The sequence below is a fragment of the Novosphingobium sp. genome (genome assembly GCF_027489515.1).
Taxonomy (GTDB): domain Bacteria; phylum Pseudomonadota; class Alphaproteobacteria; order Sphingomonadales; family Sphingomonadaceae; genus Novosphingobium.
The window spans coordinates 26,305-42,926 of record NZ_JAIXZS010000083.1 but is presented as its reverse complement, the minus strand read 5'-3'; the positions used below and the strand labels follow the sequence as shown (position 1 = coordinate 42,926).

At 64.8% G+C, this 16,622-nt stretch carries 17 protein-coding genes and 1 pseudogene; 12 read left to right on the top strand and 6 right to left on the bottom strand.

Annotated elements, in window-relative coordinates; genetic code table 11:
- Window positions 1-4: 4 nt before the first annotated feature.
- Together Q0082_RS14300 and Q0082_RS14295 are read left to right on the top strand one after the other, a co-directional pair.
- Entirely contained in the window at window positions 5-1,006 is a 1,002-nt protein-coding gene (locus Q0082_RS14300; RefSeq protein ID WP_298193827.1) for an AraC family transcriptional regulator, read from the top strand.
- Between the two features lie 15 nt (window positions 1,007-1,021).
- Window positions 1,022-1,855 (top strand): type 1 glutamine amidotransferase, encoded by an 834-nt coding sequence (locus Q0082_RS14295; RefSeq protein WP_298193825.1) that lies wholly within the window; start codon window positions 1,022-1,024, stop codon window positions 1,853-1,855.
- A 58-nt stretch (window positions 1,856-1,913) separates the two neighbouring features.
- On the opposite strand, the gene Q0082_RS14290 is transcribed toward Q0082_RS14295, so the two are convergent.
- Window positions 1,914-2,768, bottom strand: a complete 855-nt coding sequence (locus Q0082_RS14290; protein ID WP_298193823.1) for a 3,4-dihydroxyphenylacetate 2,3-dioxygenase — start codon at window positions 2,766-2,768, stop codon at window positions 1,914-1,916.
- 143 nt (window positions 2,769-2,911) lie between these two features.
- On the opposite strand from Q0082_RS14290, the gene Q0082_RS14285 reads away from it, so the two are divergent.
- From Q0082_RS14285 to Q0082_RS14275, 3 genes are read left to right on the top strand one after another with little or no spacing between them, the layout of a single operon-like run.
- Window positions 2,912-4,177, top strand: coding sequence for a cytochrome P450 (locus tag Q0082_RS14285; RefSeq protein WP_298193821.1), 1,266 nt, complete (start codon window positions 2,912-2,914; stop codon window positions 4,175-4,177).
- A gap of 11 nt (window positions 4,178-4,188) precedes the next feature.
- Window positions 4,189-5,514: a glutamine synthetase family protein gene (locus tag Q0082_RS14280; RefSeq protein ID WP_298193819.1), complete on the top strand. Its 1,326-nt coding sequence runs from the start codon at window positions 4,189-4,191 to the stop codon at window positions 5,512-5,514.
- A 10-nt stretch (window positions 5,515-5,524) separates the two neighbouring features.
- The gene (locus Q0082_RS14275; protein ID WP_298193815.1) at window positions 5,525-6,985 is read left to right on the top strand and encodes an aldehyde dehydrogenase family protein; all 1,461 of its coding nucleotides are present in this window, start codon (window positions 5,525-5,527) and stop codon (window positions 6,983-6,985) included.
- A 262-nt stretch (window positions 6,986-7,247) separates the two neighbouring features.
- Here Q0082_RS14275 and Q0082_RS14270 read toward each other — a convergent pair whose 3' ends face one another.
- From Q0082_RS14270 to Q0082_RS14255, 4 genes are read right to left on the bottom strand one after another with little or no spacing between them, the layout of a single operon-like run.
- Window positions 7,248-7,934, bottom strand: coding sequence for a TorF family putative porin (locus Q0082_RS14270; RefSeq protein WP_298193812.1), 687 nt, complete (start codon window positions 7,932-7,934; stop codon window positions 7,248-7,250).
- Window positions 7,924-9,144: a S8 family serine peptidase gene (locus Q0082_RS14265; protein ID WP_298193810.1), complete on the bottom strand. Its 1,221-nt coding sequence runs from the start codon at window positions 9,142-9,144 to the stop codon at window positions 7,924-7,926. Before Q0082_RS14265 ends, Q0082_RS14270 begins: the two co-directional genes overlap by 11 nt.
- On the bottom strand, window positions 9,141-9,821 hold the full coding sequence (locus Q0082_RS14260; RefSeq protein WP_298193808.1) for a hypothetical protein: 681 nt from the start codon (window positions 9,819-9,821) through the stop codon (window positions 9,141-9,143). Before Q0082_RS14260 ends, Q0082_RS14265 begins: the two co-directional genes overlap by 4 nt.
- Window positions 9,818-10,321, bottom strand: a complete 504-nt coding sequence (locus tag Q0082_RS14255; protein WP_298193806.1) for an RNA polymerase sigma factor — start codon at window positions 10,319-10,321, stop codon at window positions 9,818-9,820. The genes Q0082_RS14260 and Q0082_RS14255 overlap by 4 nt, the downstream gene beginning before the upstream one ends.
- 333 nt (window positions 10,322-10,654) lie before the next feature.
- Between Q0082_RS14255 and Q0082_RS14250 the strand changes: the two genes are divergently transcribed.
- Window positions 10,655-11,935 carry a calcium-binding protein gene (locus Q0082_RS14250; protein WP_298193803.1) on the top strand — a complete coding sequence of 427 codons (1,281 nt, stop codon included), beginning with the start codon at window positions 10,655-10,657 and terminating at the stop codon, window positions 11,933-11,935.
- Window positions 11,936-12,000: 65 nt separating this feature from the next.
- Here the strand turns inward: Q0082_RS14250 and Q0082_RS14245 are convergent, their stop codons facing one another.
- Window positions 12,001-12,654 (bottom strand): TetR/AcrR family transcriptional regulator, encoded by a 654-nt coding sequence (locus Q0082_RS14245; protein WP_298193800.1) that lies wholly within the window; start codon window positions 12,652-12,654, stop codon window positions 12,001-12,003.
- Between the two features lie 155 nt (window positions 12,655-12,809).
- Between Q0082_RS14245 and Q0082_RS14240 the strand changes: the two genes are divergently transcribed.
- The 6 genes and pseudogenes from Q0082_RS14240 (at window position 12,810) to Q0082_RS14215 (ending at window position 16,594) form a co-directional block, all read left to right on the top strand.
- Window positions 12,810-13,991 (top strand): amine dehydrogenase large subunit, encoded by a 1,182-nt coding sequence (locus Q0082_RS14240; RefSeq protein ID WP_298193797.1) that lies wholly within the window; start codon window positions 12,810-12,812, stop codon window positions 13,989-13,991.
- Window positions 13,988-14,479 (top strand): MauE/DoxX family redox-associated membrane protein, encoded by a 492-nt coding sequence (locus tag Q0082_RS14235; RefSeq protein ID WP_298193794.1) that lies wholly within the window; start codon window positions 13,988-13,990, stop codon window positions 14,477-14,479. The genes Q0082_RS14240 and Q0082_RS14235 overlap by 4 nt, the downstream gene beginning before the upstream one ends.
- Window positions 14,476-15,075: a methylamine dehydrogenase gene (locus Q0082_RS14230; RefSeq protein WP_298193792.1), complete on the top strand. Its 600-nt coding sequence runs from the start codon at window positions 14,476-14,478 to the stop codon at window positions 15,073-15,075. The genes Q0082_RS14235 and Q0082_RS14230 overlap by 4 nt, the downstream gene beginning before the upstream one ends.
- Window positions 15,076-15,078: 3 nt before the next feature.
- Window positions 15,079-15,657: pseudogene (locus Q0082_RS14225) on the top strand (methylamine dehydrogenase light chain).
- Complete coding sequence (locus Q0082_RS14220) at window positions 15,654-16,124, top strand: cytochrome c (RefSeq protein ID WP_298193789.1); 471 nt, start codon at window positions 15,654-15,656, stop codon at window positions 16,122-16,124. Before Q0082_RS14225 ends, Q0082_RS14220 begins: the two are co-directional and overlap by 4 nt.
- Window positions 16,121-16,594: a cytochrome C gene (locus Q0082_RS14215; RefSeq protein WP_298193786.1), complete on the top strand. Its 474-nt coding sequence runs from the start codon at window positions 16,121-16,123 to the stop codon at window positions 16,592-16,594. Before Q0082_RS14220 ends, Q0082_RS14215 begins: the two co-directional genes overlap by 4 nt.
- The last annotated feature ends 28 nt before the right edge of the window (window positions 16,595-16,622 follow it).

Here is a 16,622-nt window from a genome sequence, read left to right as displayed (position 1 = left end):
CAGCATGGCACCAGCGACCGTACGCGCAGCCGCAATGAACGGCTGGGAGAGCTTTCTCAAAGACATCACGCCGGATGAGCGGGGCACTGCACCCATGCTCGGCGATGGCCCGCCGCCGGATTCGATGCCGCTTGCGGAATTCGTGCGTTTTTCCGAAGACGTCGTCGCCCGCACCCGCGATGTCGCGATCCCGTGGCTGGCGGGTGGCAATTACGATCTCGCCGCGCTGGGGCCGCTGGGTGATGCGATCAACACGGCGGGACGCGTAGGTTCGGCGCTACGGCGGCTGGTCGATTACTTCTCGCTGCTGCAGGATTGCACCGATATCCGCCTCGGCCTCGAAGACGACATGGCCTCGGTCAGCTATCGCATTCTCGATCCCGATATCTGGCCGCGCCATCACGATGCGATGTTCACGCTGGGGATCGTCAGCCAGATTCTGAAGCGCGGGACGCGTGGCGGCTGGGACAAGATCGAATTCGCGTTCGAGGCCGAAAGCCACGAAATGCGCGGCGATATCGGCAAGGTCGTCTGCGCGCCCTGCACGTTCGGCGCGGATACCAACCAGATTCGCTTTCCGGCGGCGTTGCTCGATCTGGCGCTGCCATCCGCGCAGCCAGGTGCCTGCGATGTGCGCCAGCTCACCCGCTCGATCGTCACCAAGCGGCGCGAGACGCCGCTGGTCGACCGCCTGAGCCAGATGGTGCTGCGCGATCTCAATTCCTGCGCCATCGAACAGGAACGCTTTGCGCGCGAGATGGGCATGTCGAGCCGCACCTTGCGCCGCAAGCTCACCGAACAGGGCTCTTCATTCCAGCAAGTGCTCGATGAATGCCGGATGCGGCAGGCGGTGTTCGAGTTTCGCGTGCGGCCAGATTTGTCGATCGCACAGATCGCGCTAAGGCTGGGCTATGCCGAGCACAGCAACTTCACCCGCGCCTTCCACCGCTGGAGCGGGATTTCCCCGCAGGCGTTCCGCGCAAAGCTTGCCGGCACCGCGCACTGATTTGCAGGACCTCATATGACCCGACTGCTGCTGCTTGAAGGCAACACCGCGCCAAAACGCGCCCGCGCCCATGAACTCGGCGTACGTACCTCGAGCGAGATCTACATCGAAGCGATTGCCGCGCATTACCCCGATATCGCGCTCGACGTGCTGAACGGCGCCGACGAGGGCGAGACGATCCCGGACGGGCGTACCTGGGCAGATTACGCGGGCTTTGTCGTGACTGGTTCGGCGCTCCATGCCTACGACGACGAGTTTGCCGTCACCAACCAGATTGCGCTGCTCAAGGAAGCCGCCGAGGCGGGCCTGCCGATCTTCGGTTCCTGCTGGGGCCTGCAGATCGCGGCTGTCGCGGCGGGCGGCGAGGTCGCCTTCAATCCCAAGGGCCGCGAAGTGGGCTTTGCGCGCAAGATCCTACTCAACGATACGGGCCGCACCCACCCGATGTTCAAGGGCAAGGCGCCTGTGTTCGATGCGCCCTGCATCCACTACGACGAGGTGATCCGCCTGCCGGAATGTGCGACGCTCCTCGCCTCCAACGCGCACAGCGAGATACAGGCGGCCGTCATTCCATTGGCAAACAGCGAAGTCTGGGCGGTGCAGTATCACCCCGAGTTTGATCTGGGGCAGCTTGTGCAGCTTTACACGCTCTATGCCGAAGACATGGTCGCACAGGGGTTCTTTGCCGATGAGGCGGAGCTCGTGGCATACCGCGAGAAGCTGGAAGCGCTGGCGGCAGATCCGGCGAACGCAGGCCTCGCATGGCAGCTTGGCGTTGACGAGGACGTACTTGACGACCGCACCCGCCGTGCTGAGATACTGGCGTGGATCGAGGCGAAAGTTCTCTGATTTCCCGCTTCTTCATTCCCACGAAGGCGGGAATGAAGAAGCGGTGAGGTCTCGGACCTCAGACATCAAACCACACATGCACCTGGCTGGTGCCAGTCGCGTTCTCGTAGTCCGAGAATTGGCGCCCCTTGGCCTTCCATTCGTGCCCGCCGCAGGCCGCTGCCATCATCAGGTAGTGGCCGAAGCGCGCTTCGGGCGCATGGCGAAGGTAGTCGGGCATCGTGTCGATCACTGCGGCGTGATTGCCTTCCGCAAACCAGCGCAGGCGTTCGAGGTCCGCCTCGCGCGCTTCTGCCGAAGAAATGTGGATCGGGTCCGAAGCTTCATGCTGGGCGATCTGGTCGAAGGGCCAGAAGCGGTGGCTCATCGAACCACTTGCGATCAGCACCACGCGCTTGTCGGATTCGCGGATCGCCTGTCCGATCCCGGCACCGACTCCGAGAAAATTGTGCGGCTCGGCCGAATAGGCGTGGCTGACCGAGATCCACTTCTCCTCGCCCTGCAGGAAGGTCGAGAGGTTCACCGTGGGGTAGTGCATCGGCAGATAGGGATCATCGTTCGCAGTGGTGCGCACGCCGTGTTCGCTGGCGCGCTGCGCCATTGCATGGGCCAGTTCCGGGCAACCCGGAATGTCGTAGGGAATCTGCTTCATCCCGCGCGGCAATTCGTCGGATGTATAGAGCCCCGTCCGCCGCGCATGGGCCGCGATGCAGAACTCGACGATAGTGAACCAGTGCGTATCGAATAGCACGATCACATCGGGCTTCAGCACATCGAGCACTTCGCTCTTCAATCTCCGCAATCCCGGCACAAGGCTGATTTCCTTGCCTTCGTTGAGTTCGTAGCGATCCGCCTCCGACATCATGATGGTTGGCGCATGCGCGACCAGACCGGCTCCGATGATTTCGCCCATGTTGCGGCTCCCTGCGGTTGTTGACGTGGCCTCAATAGGCTCCTCTCGCCCCGACCAGAAGGCCCTCACCCCACTCTGTCCGGTTATGCCAAGTCCCGTGAGCGACCCGGGACTAGCACGGCAGACGAACAGGAGAGGTTCCCATGCCCTTTGCATTCTCGCGCCAGACCGACGCCCATGTCGATCTGTCCTCGCTCGATGCCTTCAACGACGGCGCGCCGTTTGCCACTTTCGAGCGCATGCGCCGCGAAGACCCGATGGCGTGGTCGGAAATGGCAAATGGCGACAAGGGCTACTGGTCGGTCACCCGCCACGCCGATCTGCTCGAACTCAACCGGCAAGCTGACCTGCTCTCCTCCGCGCGCGGCATCCGCATGGAAGACCAAAGCCCCGAGGAAGTCGAAGCGCGCAAGACCTTTCAGGAAACCGACTCGCCCCACCACCGGGGCTTTCGCGCGCTCGTCTCCAAGGCCTTCGCCAAGGGGACCGTCGCCCAGTTCGAGGACCAGATCCGCAGCATCGTGACCAATCTGCTCGATGTTGCGCTGGAGGAAGGCGAGTTCGACGCAGTCGACCGCATCGCGCGGCGCCTGCCGATGCAGATGCTCGCGCAGATCATGGGCGTGCCGCAGGAGGACGGACCATGGCTCGTCGAAAAAGGCGATGCGCTGATCTCCAACGCCGATCCCGACTATACCGATTTCGTGGTAGATCAGCTGGATAGCGATGCCTACCGCATGCTGCCGTTCCGCTCGCCCGCCGCGATGGACCTGTTCGACTATGCCAACAAGTTGCTCGACCGCATGGATGCGGGCGAGGAAATAGGCGTGCTCAATCTCGTGCGACAGCCCACCAACAGCGGCACGCAGATGTCGCGCGACGAGTTTCGCAACTTCTTCTGCCTGCTTGTTGCCGCCGGAAACGACACCACCCGCTACTCGATTTCGGCGACCATCCACGCGCTGGCCAACGATCCCGCGCTGCTCACGCGCCTGCAGACCGGCGACTTCGCAAGCTGGGAAGGCGCAGCGGACGAAATGATCCGCTATGCCTCCCCCACCACCCATTTCCGCCGCACCGCCACGCGCGATTTCACGTTTCACGGCAAGCACGTGCGCGAGGGTGACAAGGTGCTGCTGTGGTTCATCTCCGGTAACCGCGACGAGACGGCGATTGCCGATCCCTACCGCATCGACCTTGGCCGCGAGCGCAATCCGTTCCTCTCGTTCGGCCAGGGCGGGCCGCATATCTGCCTCGGCATGTGGCTCGCGAAGCTTGAAGTCGCTATCGTCATGCAGGAACTGGCGAAGCGGCTGACGGGCATCGAACAGGTGGCCGACCATGCCTATCTGCGCAGCAATTTCATTCACGGCATAAAACATCTGCCGGTCCGCGTGAGCGCGCGCTGAAGGGGAGAGAGATGAACCGCATGTCCAAGATCGAACCGGGTCAGGTGCGCGCTGAAGGCTTCGAGCGCTGCCGCATTCTCTTTGCCGATCAGCTCAATCTTGCGCGCGGCAAATATGTGCCGATGAGCGAAGCGGCAAAGGGCCATGCGCGCATGTGCGTCGGCACCTTCGCGGTGACGTATGACAAGGCGCTGGTGGCCGCGCCCGGCGGCGGGTTGCTGACCGGCTTGCCTGACATGGAAGTGACGTTCGACCCGGCAGACCTGCGCCCCTCGTGGGAGCCGAACACGCAGATCGCGCTGGGCGCGCTGCGCTTTCAAGGCGAGCCTTTTGCGCTGTGCGGCCGCAGCGCCCTGCAGCGCGCGATCGAAGCATGGCGCGCGCGCGGGCTCGATCCGATGGTTGGCATCGAGATGGAAGGCTACGTCTTCCAGCGTGGGCCGGATGGCGGTTGGGTTCCCTATGACACCCCCGGCGCCTTCGTCTACGGCACCGGCCCCTTCGCCGATCCCGCCGGCCTCATCGAGGAAATCTGGGCAACGGCGGCCGCCTGCGGCATTCCGATCGAATCGATCAACGCGGAATACGATGCCCCGCAGTTCGAGCTTACCTTGCGCTTTGCGGACGCGATGAAGGCAGCAGACGATGCCTTCCTCTTCCGCCAAATGGCGCGCGAGGTGCTCTACAAGCGCGGCTACCTGCTCTCGTTCCTGCCCAAGCCCTTTGCGGACAAGAGCGGCAGCGGGCTGCATTTCAACCTGAGCTTCACGCAGGCTGACGGCAGCAACGCGTTTGCCAACGATGTCGCCAGCGGCACGCTTTCGGACACGATGAAGGCCTGCATCGCTGGCATGCTGCAGCATCACGAAGCCCTCGCAGCGATCATGGCACCGATCACCCAGAGCTACGCCCGCCTCCAGCCCGCCAGCCTTTCGGGCTACTGGGCAAACTGGGGCATCGACCATCGCAGCGTGACCGTGCGCGTCTCGGCCGAAACGGGCCCTGCGGCGCGGATCGAGCACCGTATGGCCGATTGCGCGGCCAGCCCCTATTTCGCAATGGCAGCCATGCTTCAGGCAGGCTTGCTCGGCCTCGAACACTGTTACGAGCTGCCGCCGGAGGAAGTGAACGACGGGCTGGAGACGATCAGCACCGATCGCCACACTCCGCACAACCTCACCGCCGCGCTCGATGCACTGGAGGCTGATACCGTGCTCTCCGCTGCAATCGGGCAGGAGCTGATCGACAACTTCATCGCCATCAAGCGCGAGGAAGTGCGCATCGTCTCCGAAAAGAGCGATGACGAGCAGCTCGCCTATTACATCCACTACATCTGACGGGACCCCCATGGCTGGCCGCATCGATATCGACGGGGTTTCCGTCTCGCCCGACCATTTCATCGGCGGCAAGCGAGTTACCTCGCCCGGAACCTTCGAGACGCGCTGTCCGTTCGAATGGTCGCGCAAACTGGCTGACATGGCGCGCGGGAACGCGCAGACGGCTGCGCTTGCTGCAGATGCGGCAAGCGCAGCATTTCCGGCCTGGGCGGCACTGTCGGCTGCAGAGCGCGGTGTCTTTCTGCACCGGCTGGCGGACCTGATCGAGGCCAATGTCGAAAAGCTCGCCATGGTCGAATGCCTCGACATGGGCATGCTTCTGGAAAGCCTGCGCCTGCGCGTAATCCTGCGCGGCGCGGCCAATTTCCGGAACTATGCGGACCTTGCGACGGGCCGTGAAGAACGTGTCTGGTCTTCGCGCGGCACGCTCAACCGGGTGATCCGCATGCCCGCAGGTCCGGCGCTGATCATCACGCCGTGGAACGCGCCGTTCATGCTTTCCACCTGGAAGTGCGCCCCGGCGCTGGCGGCTGGCAATACGGTGATCCTGAAGCCCGCCGACTGGTCGCCGCTCTCCGCCTCCGTGCTGGCAGACCTGATCGAGGAAGCAGGCTTCCCGGCAGGCGTGTTCAACATCTTGCAGGGCCTGGGTGCAGAGCTTGGCAATGCACTCACCTCCGATCCCCGGATCAAGCGCATCAGCTTCACCGGCTCGGTCCCCACAGCGCGGATCATCGGCAAGGCGGCGGCGGAGAACATCGTACCGTTCACCGCCGAACTGGGCGGCAAATCGCCGCTGCTCGTGTTCGCCGATGCGGATATCGATGCGGCGGCGAAGAAGGCTGCGGGCCAGTTCGACGACAGCGGACAGGTCTGCATGGCCGGCACGCGGATCATCGTCGAGGAAAGCGTGAAAGATGAATTCCTCGCGAAGTTCCACGCCTATACCGACGCGCATGTCATGGGTGACAGCCGCGATCCCGCCACAACGATGTCCGCTCTGATCCATCCCGTCCATGCCGAGCGCGTACTCGGCTTCATTGAACGGGCCCGGGCAGCTGGCGATACCATCGTACGCGGTGGCAAGCGCTGGAAGGAGGGCGCCAACTGGATCGAGCCGACGCTGATCGTGCCCAGGGACAACCAGAGTGAAGTCGTTCAGAATGAAGTCTTCGGCCCCGTGCTTACCTTCCAGACCTTCCGGGATGAAGCCGAAGGCATCGCTCTGGCCAACTCGACCGCCTATGGCCTCTCCGGCATCGTCTATACCGGCAGCGAGGAGCGCGCGAACCGCGTCGGCCGTGCGGTGCGCGGCGGTACGGTTTGGGTGAATACCTTCCTCGTGCGCGATCTTACCGCACCGTTCGGCGGCATCGGCATCTCGGGCATCGGGCGCGAAGGCGGCGACTATGCACTCGACTTCCACTCGGATCTCAAGACGCTGCAGATCCTTGAAGGCAGCACATCCTAGGGTCAGGACCTACTAATCGCGCCGTCGAGGCGCTGGAATGGCGAACATATCGGGCGGATACTTGCGCAGGGAAGGCTGGTTGCCTTTCCAAGCAAGTATCTGCCTGAGATGGAAGCCATTCCAGCGTCCCTCCGGGATTTGACCAAAATGGCTCATTGTTTCGTCAGGAAGCCTTGAAATATCGACATATTCCTGCGCCTTCCTTCCTCGCACTGAGCCATTTTGCCTCAAACCTCGAAGGCGCGATTAGTAGGTCCTGACCCTAAAACGCATAAGCCACCGAGCCGAACACGCGCCCCCGCCCGGTCTCGCTATAGACCGGATAGTTGGTGCCATTGACGCCGAGCGTGAGGAACAACGGCCCGACCGGTCGCGACAAGGTCAGGCGCCAGTCGCGATAGCGGCGCAAGCCGCGCCGACCAGTCCCCTTGTCATAGGGGATCAGTGAAAGCCCGGCATGGCCCTCAAGCCGCCATTTCTCATGGCGCAGCAGCGGAGCACCTACCTCGGCATAATAGGAAGCGCGGCCATCGCGCAGGTAATCGGGCGAAACATAAACTCGCGCGCGAACCCCGCCCACGCCAGCACCGACATAGCCTTCGAAGAACCCACGCCGGTAATCGGTATCGACGATCCGGGCATAGCTGCGGTGGATCAGCCCCAGCTCCAGCGAAACCGCCCCGCGCCTTGTGGCAAAGCCCGCGTATTGCACCATGGCGCTTATGCGCGGCACTTCGGTGTTGAGCGCAAGGCTTGCGCTTGCCCCGGCGAAGAAGCCGCCCGGCGTATCGAAGCTGATCCCGGCGGCCAGCACCGGATCGCCGCTGCTGATACTCTCGCCGCGAAACATCTCGCTTGACGAGGCACTGACCGAGCCTGCCAGCTGCGCCCGTGCGGGCGTGGCAAGCGCCAGCAGGCCGATCAGGACCAGCCCTGCCTCAGTGCCCAACCTCGCACGCCGCGACATCAAGCCGCGCGGTCCGTCCGACGAGCAAGCAGGCATCGATCACGCCGCGCGGTCCGAGCAGCAAACCCGAAGCTGCGCCTCGCCCGCTGCGCGAAAGCTGGCGCAGCAAGGCGGCCAGCCCGCTGACATGAGCCGCAGCAAACGAACTGCCGCTGACGACGCTCCATTTCCCCTCCGGCTCCGTGGTCGGCACATCCTGCCCCGGTGCAATGTAGACAGGCGGTTCACCGCCTGACAAGCGCGCCGCCGCAACCGGAACCACGCCGGGAACAAAAGCGGGAAAACTGGCGCGCGGATTCTGCGCGTCCACCGCCGCAACAATCGTGGCTCCGCGCGCTAGACCCAGTCCGATCAGGCCTTCGAGCAGGCGGTCCTGCGGCCCCGTCAGCGAGAGGTTGATCACGTCGGCGCGGTTCTCGATCGCAAAGGTGAGCGCCTTGGCAAGGCTGAGTGTGTCACACACGGTCGTGCCGCCATAGGGCCGCTCCCAGCAGGCCCTCAGGCCAAGGATCCGCGCGCCGGGCGCGACGCCCGCTATGCCCATGCCGTTGCCCGCGCGCGCGCCGATGATCCCGGCTATGCCGGTGCCATGCCGCTCGGGCGCAGCGCGGCCTGGCGGCGTGAAATCGCGCATGGTCGCGATCTGGCCGGCAAGATCCGGGTGGCTCGTATCGATCCGGCTGTCGATGATCGCGATAGTCTCGCCCTTGCCGGTTGCCAGCTTGTGTAGCGGCGCAAGGTGCCAGGGCTGCGCCGCCGCCAGCCGATCGTTGTAGACGGGCGCAGGCGCGGCGGCCTGCATGTGAAATTCGTTGAGCGGCTGCGACCAGGCGACGCCCGGCAAAGCCGTCAGCTCGGCCGCAACCGCATCAGGGCTCCGCCCGTCGCGGATTTCCATGACGACGCAATCGACCCCGACCAGCTGCATGGGCCAGGCCTCGACCACGTTGAGGCCGTGCTCGCGCGCGATCCTGCGGGCAAGCCGCAGCCGCGCCTGCTCGCCCATCGCATCGCCATAGGCGCCGCCATAGTCACCGCCGGCACGGTAATGCTCCGCTCCCAGCCGCAGCATCACCATGACCCGTCCGGTTCCGGCCACGTCCGCTGCCGCCGGTGCTTCGGCCGCCCTGACGGTCACTGCGGTGCCGAAGGCCAGCAGCATCGCGGCGAGCAAGGCGAGGCTGCGGATCACGGGGTTTTACCGTCAATCGGTTCGGCCATCATCACTCGGGTGTCGGCGCGCAGCGCCTCCAGCGAAGCCGCACGGCGCCCCGGTTCAACCACCGCCTTCCACGCGCCGGCGGCATTGGGCTCGCCGATCAGCCTGATCCCTGCGCCTCGGGCGATCCGGTCTGCCTCGGACGCCGCGATACCGGGGGCAAAGCGGATCAGCGCGTTTGCCGAGCGGGCTGCGGCACCGGGCGACGTACCCAGCGCGCGATAGGCCGCAGCCGGATCCTGCACGCGCTCGGCGGGACGCGCGAGGACGAGCACCGCCAGCCCGACGCCTGCTACCAGCGCCAACTGCGCAGCCATCCGCAGCAGCACGCCCCCCGATCGCCGCGCGACCGCAGGTTGCGCACGCGCTGCCCGGGCATCGGCAAGGCTGACGACCTTCGCTTCTCCCGCGGGAGCGAGCCCTAGCCGCTCCAGCAGCGCAGGAGGCACCGCCTCTTCAGCGGGCACGGCCAGCCGCACGAGATCATCGACATGGCGCATCCGCTCCACCCGCCGGGCGAGGGCTTCATGCCGCGCTGCAAGTTCGGTCATGCGTCGAGCTCCTTCCGCATCCAGCGCGCCGTCCAGCCAGGCGGCCAGTGTTTCGTCATCGGGCATTGCGCCTTCCGGGTTCAGTTCATCACGCGTCATGCCGCCACCATCCTTTCGGGTCCCCGCCGCACGTAGACCTCGACAAAGTGCCGCGCGCGAGAGAGCCGGCTCATCACCGTACCGATCGGGATGCCGAGCAGATCGGCCGCTTCCCGGTAGCTCTGCCCATCGAGCACAACCGCCGTCATCACCGCATTGAGCTCCGGCGCCATCGCCGCCAGCGCGTCGCGCACCGCTTCGAGCTCGGAGCGGAATTCAAGACGCTCCAGTTCGTCATCGCCCGGCAGTTCAAACGCCGCTTCAACATCGACCTTGATCCCCTTGCTCTTCTGGCTGCGAAACTGGTCGATGTGCAAGTTCGTGGTCAGTCGAAACAGCCAGTTCTCGAGGCTGGTGCCCTCCTGCCACTGTTCGATCCGCGCCAGCGCGCGTTCGACTGCGGCCTGCAGCAGATCATCGCCGCGGTCGACGTCGCCGCCGCACAGGCCGCGGCAGAAGCGGCGAAGGCGCGGCAGAAACGCGACAATGCGCGTGCGCACCGCGTCTGCTCCGCATCTCTCTGTCGCTACACCCATCATGCCTCCGTTTGTCTCAACGAATGGGCGGCCTGTCTATTCGCGGGGTGCAAAGATAAATTTACAAACTTTACCCGAGTGACGGCGCGACGGACAACGCAAGTTTATGATAAAGAACGCAAATATGCGATTTCCGAGAAGGGCCGTTAACCAGAATGGCACCATAATAGACCAATCGCCACGCAAAAAATGCAGATCGGGCCGGAATAAGTCGGCGGCGCGCCGCGTTGTAGCTGCGAACACCGCGCCAGGAGGGCTTCCTCGCCACCGGGCCGTTTTTGGAAGGGGAACCACGCAATGTCCGATCTCTACAAGTTTGTCGTCAATGGCGACACGATCAACTGGTTCGAGCAGAACGATGCCGGCACGTTCGAGGCCGAGGATCTCAAGCTCAACCAGACGCTGTCGTTCGACGCGGGCACCGGCGACGTTACGCTGACTTCGACCTTTGCGAACTACATCCGGCTCCAGGTGTTCCGGCAGACCGCCGATACAACCGATGATCCCTCGCTCTATACCAAGCCGGTGACGAGCTTCACGACGCTGGATGGAACGCCCATCGACACGGGTAACGGCGGCGGCGGTGGTGGCGGCGGTCACGGCGGCGATGATCTGATCCCTGAACTGCACCAGCATGGCGGACGCCATAACCTTGATGAAGACGGCAGCGACGACGACAGCGTAGATGGCACCGACGGCAACGACGACACCCGTGGCGGCTTCGGCGATGACCACATCCGCGGTGGTGGCGGCGATGATCATCTGCGCGGTGATGCCGGTGACGACACGCTCTCGGGCGATCTCGGCAACGATACTCTCTCCGGTGGTAGCGGTTTCGATGATATCCACGGCGGGCGCGGAGATGACCGGGTCAGTGGCGGCGATGACGACGATATCGTGAGCGGCGGCACGGGCGACGATTCGGTTTCTGGCGGCAACGGAGACGATCATCTCTCGGGCGACAGTGGCGACGATGTCGTCACCGGTGGTTCAGGCGACGACGATGCCTCGGGCGGATCGGGCGACGACACGATCAAGGGTGACCTCGGTGACGACACGCTGCGCGGCGATCGAGGCAACGACAAGATCTTCGGCGGCGCTGGCGATGACAGCATCTCCGGCGGCGCGGACAACGACCGGATCAACGGTGATCTGGGCAATGACACGCTGAACGGGAACGCGGGCGATGACCGGCTGAACGGCGGTGACGGCAACGACACACTTGCGGGCGGCACCGGAGCGGACCGGCTGACCGGGGGCCTCGGCGCCGATCAGTTCATCTTCAACGGCAATGATGCCCTTGGCCTCAGGAACGTGGATCGCATTACCGACTTCAGCCACGCGCAGGGCGATGTGATCGATCTTTCGGGCATCGATGCCGACAGCGGCACTGCCGGGGATCAGGCGTTCAGCTTCATCGGCACCGACCGCTTCACGGGCGCTGCAGGGGAACTGATGCTCAAGATCAGCACCTCGAAGATGCTGCTTCTGGGTGACACCGACGGCGACGGGACGGCCGATTTCGCCATCCGCATCGACGGGACAACCCCGCTGGAGCTTGCCGATCTGGTTCTCTGATCCCCTGTCATTCAGCCAACCACGGTGGCTCCGATGCTTTCACCGCATCGGGGCCACCTGTGCTTTCAGAGCACGGGAAGGTAGCTTCGCACGATATCGATGAACGAGCGGATCGCGATCTGCTCCACCGCCGGCATCCGCTGCGCAAACGGCATCTGGTATCCTGCGAAAACGGTGAGGCCTTCCATCGAGGCGGAGATGAACAGCGCGAGATCCAGCCGGTGCGCTTCCGACAGATCGGGCCGCATTTCCGCGATGATTTCCACCAGTGGCGCGCGGGCGCGGTCGTAAAGCTCGTGGACGCGTTCGTAGACAAACGCGTCATGGTTCGCGAGTGCCCACAGCTCCGGGAACAGCCGCGTCGTTTTCTTGCTGCCGATGTCCTCGATGATGAGGCTGCATAGCCGCATAAGCCGTTCTTCCGGCGCGAGCCCCGGTGCATGGACAATCGCACCAAACTCCAACTCGTAGCTACTGATCACTGCATTCAGCAGTTCACGAACGAGATCCTCACGCGTCGGATAATGGTACGTCAGGTTGCCGAGGCGCATGCCGCAAGCAGCCGCGATCCGGCGCATCGACATGGCGCGGTAGCCCTCTTCGATCAGGATGTGCAGCGCGGTGCGAAGGATAAGCTCGCGCGTCTCATAGCCCTTGGCATAGCCGCCATCGCGATCGGGCATGAGCAGATCGGTGACCAGCTTCGGCATGCCATCCATCCGTTACTCCCGCATTTCCTTGCCAGATTGGGATCAACCTAACGCAAGACGAATTTATGTCCATCGTCCAATTTAGGACAGTTGACAATTTTATGCCCAAGGGGCCATCCTGCAGCAGGGAAAGCGGGGTCCGCCCGTTTTGAAAGGGGAATAGAATGCGATTGATCGCGCCTGTTTTCGCATCTGCTCTGTGCCTCTCCGCAGCGCTCGCCTCGCCTGCTGCAGCGGCCGACAGCCGTTTCCCGCAGCCGCTGGCGGAAGAAAGCCTGCCGAGCGTCGCGAAGCTTCCCACCGTCTGGCCGCAGAGCTGGGTGACGGTGCACGATTTCCATTTCAACGCGATCATGGATGGCCGCATCGCAGTGGTGGATACGGCCAATCCGGTCCAGCCGCTCAAAGGTCTCGTCCGCGCGGCGCAGTTTGCCAACGCGTTCATCGCCAAGGACAAGGGCGAGATCTACACGGCCGAGACATTCTACACCCGGCTGACCCGCGGCGAGCGGACCGACGCGATCACCATCTGGGACATGACGACGCTCCAGCCCAAGGGCGAGATAGTGCTGCCCGGCGGCAAGCGCCAGCAGTCGGTCACGTACCCGCACCTGTTCCAGCTGACCAATGGCGGCAAGTGGGCGCTTGTTGCCAACTTCACTCCCGCGCAATCGGTCACCGTGGTCGATCTCGATGCCCGCAAGGTGCTGGGCGAAATCGATCTTCCCGGCTGTTCGCAGATCTATCCCACCGGCGCGCGCGGCTTCACCAGCCTCTGCGCCGATGGTTCGCTGTTCAGCGTGACGCTGGATGCCAACGGCGCCACCGCATCGTCGAAGTCGGTGCCCAAGGTGCAGGATATCGACAACCAGCCGCTGTTTGGCACGCCAGCCATGGTCGGCACGACGGCGTGGTTCGTCAGCTTCCACGGCATGATCCAGGGCTTTGACCTTTCCGGCACCGTCGCGAGACCACTGCCGGGTTCGTTCAGCGTCGGCACCGCCGATGGCGGCGCGCCCGAATGGCGCCCCGGCGGTTGGCAGGTCATCAATGCCGATGCTTCCGGCAAGCTCTATGTGCTGATGAGCCCCTACGGCAAGGAAGGCAGCCACAAGGATGGCGGCACCGAAGTCTGGGTCGTCGATCCGGCGAAGAAGGCGCGCACCCTGCGCATTCCGTTGAAAGGGCAGACCCTCGCCATCGCAGTGACGAAGGAAACCACGCCGCATCTGGTGGCCGCGCAGGCGAGCGGGGAAATCGATGTCTATGACGCGGCAAGCGGCGCCTTCGTGCGCTCGCTGGGAGCGACCGTGGCGGCCAATCCGATCCTGATCCAGGTGCCATGATGGCCGCGCTGGTCCTGTTCTGCGCGGCGCTGCTGGCCGCCTCGGCGCTACACAAGGCCACCGCGCGCGAGCGGCTGGCCGGGGCGGCGGCGCGACTGGCGGGCGTTGGTCCGGTGCCGGGCCAGCTGCTGCTGATCCTCGCCGGAACGCTCGAACTGGTCGCGGCCGCCTGCCTCGTCGCTGCGCCGCTGCGCATGGTCGGCGCGCTGATCGCGGCGCTGGTGTGGAGTGCTTATGCTCTCGCCCTCGCCCGCCGGCGCGGCGAAAGCCTTGATTGCGGCTGCGATCTTGCGGCGCGCACGAAGCCGGTGACCACAGCGCTCGTGCTGCGTGCTGCTGGGCTTGCCGCGCTCGCGGGGATCATCGCGCTGTTCCCTGCTGCCCCCTTCACGCTCGATGCGCCCTTTGCGGCAGCCGGGCTCCTCGCACTCTACCTCGGGGCCAGTGAACTCATCGCCATCCCCACAGCATACTGGAGAACCGCATGATGCTGACCAGCCAGATCCTGCTGTGGACAGCCGTGATCGCACAGGCCCTGCTGATCGCCGCGCTCGCGCGTCAGGTCGGAGTGCTGCATGAACGGATCGCCCCCGCCGGCGCGCTTACCTTGCACCAGAAGGTGGCGCTGGGCGAAAAGGCTACGCCGATGACGCTTGCCGACATGAACGGTATCGGCGTTGCGATCGGCGGCCAGCGCGATGGGCGCAGCCAGCTGCTGTTCTTCGCATCGCCCGATTGCCCGATGTGCAAGTCGCTGCTCCCGATCGTGCGCAGCGCCGCGCGCGCCGAAGCGGGCTGGCTCGATATCGTTGTGGCCGGGGACGGCGGCAAGCCGGGCTATCTTGCGATGGTGCGCGATCACGGTCTCGAAACGATGCCGGTGGTCCTTTCCGAAGCGCTCGGCCGCGCCTTCGGGGTCTCCAAGCTGCCGTATGCCGTGCTGCTCGATGAAGAAGGCCGCGTCGCCTCCCTGGGCCTCGTCAACAGCCGCGAACATCTCGAAAGCCTCTTCGAGGCCAAGGAGCGGGGCGTCGCCTCGATCCAGGAATTTCTCGCCCGCCGCCAAGCTACTCAGGAGGCCTGATCCATGGCGCGTTTCGACAAGCTGACTGAAAACCTTGCGCGCGGGATTGCCCGGGGAACATCGCGCCGCTCGCTGCTTGCGTGGTTGGGCGCCGGGATGACGGGCGCGGCATCCATTCCGCTGCTGCCCGTCGCCCGCGCAGCCACTCCGCCTGCCCCCGAAGCACCCCATGGCCCGCATGGAGCAGGTGCATCGCGCCCGGCTATCGTCTCCGGCCTCGAGCAGGACCTGGGCGATCAGGCCTCGTGCGATTACTGGCGCTATTGCGCAATCGACGGGTTCCTCTGCTCGTGCTGCGGCGGCTCGGTCAACACCTGCCCGCCGGGCACCGAAATGTCGCCGATCACCTAGATCGGCACTTGCACCAATCCGGCAGACGGCCGCGCCTATGTGATCAGCTACAATGATTGCTGCGGCGTCTCCAGCTGCGGGCAGTGCCTGTGCAACCGCAACGAGGGCGACCGCCCGCAGGTCCGCCCGCAGTCGAACAACGACTACAACTGGTGCCTCGGCTCGGAGAGCTCGGTCTACAACTGCTCGGTGGCCGCGGTCATCGGCGTCGCGCTTCCGGCAGCCAAGTGAAGCGCGCGGCTCTCGCATTTGCGGCGACCACAGCCGCGCTCGCTGCCGGCCTGACGCTGCCGGTGCGTGCAGCACCCGACGGCGCGGCGATCTACGCCCGCTGCGCGGCGTGCCACACGAAAACGGGTGCGGGCGTGCCCGGCGTGTTTCCGCCGCTGGGCGAGGACTTTCGCGTGATGGCCGCGAGCGAAGCGGGCCGCCGCTATCTCGCGCTCGTCGTCACCCGCGGTGTGAGCGGCCCGATCAAGGTCGGCGGCAAGCCTTATGCGGGGGTCATGCCCGCGCAGGCGACGCTGGATGATGCCTCGGTGGCGGCCGTGCTCAACCACGTCGGCACCGAAATTGCCCGGACCGGCCCTGCTTTCAAGCCCTTCGCGGAAGGCGAACTCGCCGCGATCCGGGCCAGCGGCGCCGCGCTCTCCGCGCAGGATGTCGGCAAGCTTCACGCAGGCGCCGGCGGCCAATGACGTTCGGCCGCCTCGCCCTTGTCACCGCTGCGCCGCTCGGCCTTGCGCTGGCGGCGAGCGCGGCAGTGAGGGCGGATGAAGCGGCCATCCCGGGCGTGCGCGATGCCTATCAGGCGCGCACCGACTACCAGCTCAAGTGCCAGGGCTGCCACCGCCCCGATGGCAGCGGCGACGACCGGTCCAACCCGCCGATGAAGGGGACCGTCGCGCGTTTCCTCACCGTGCTGGGCGGGCGCGAATTCATCGGCCGCGTGCCGGGCGTGGCCACCGTCGATCTGCCCGACGACCGCCTCGCCAATCTCGTCAACTGGACCTTGTTCCGGTTCGATCCCGCGCATGTGCCGCAGGATTTCCAGCCCTACACAGCCGAAGAAATCGGGCGCCTGCGCCAGAATCCGCTCCGCCTCGAACGCGCCGCGACAAGAGCGCGTCTGGTGGCCGGTTTTGCCAAGACGCATGGACGCCAATAACAATAATCAGGGTAAATTTAAAAGAAGC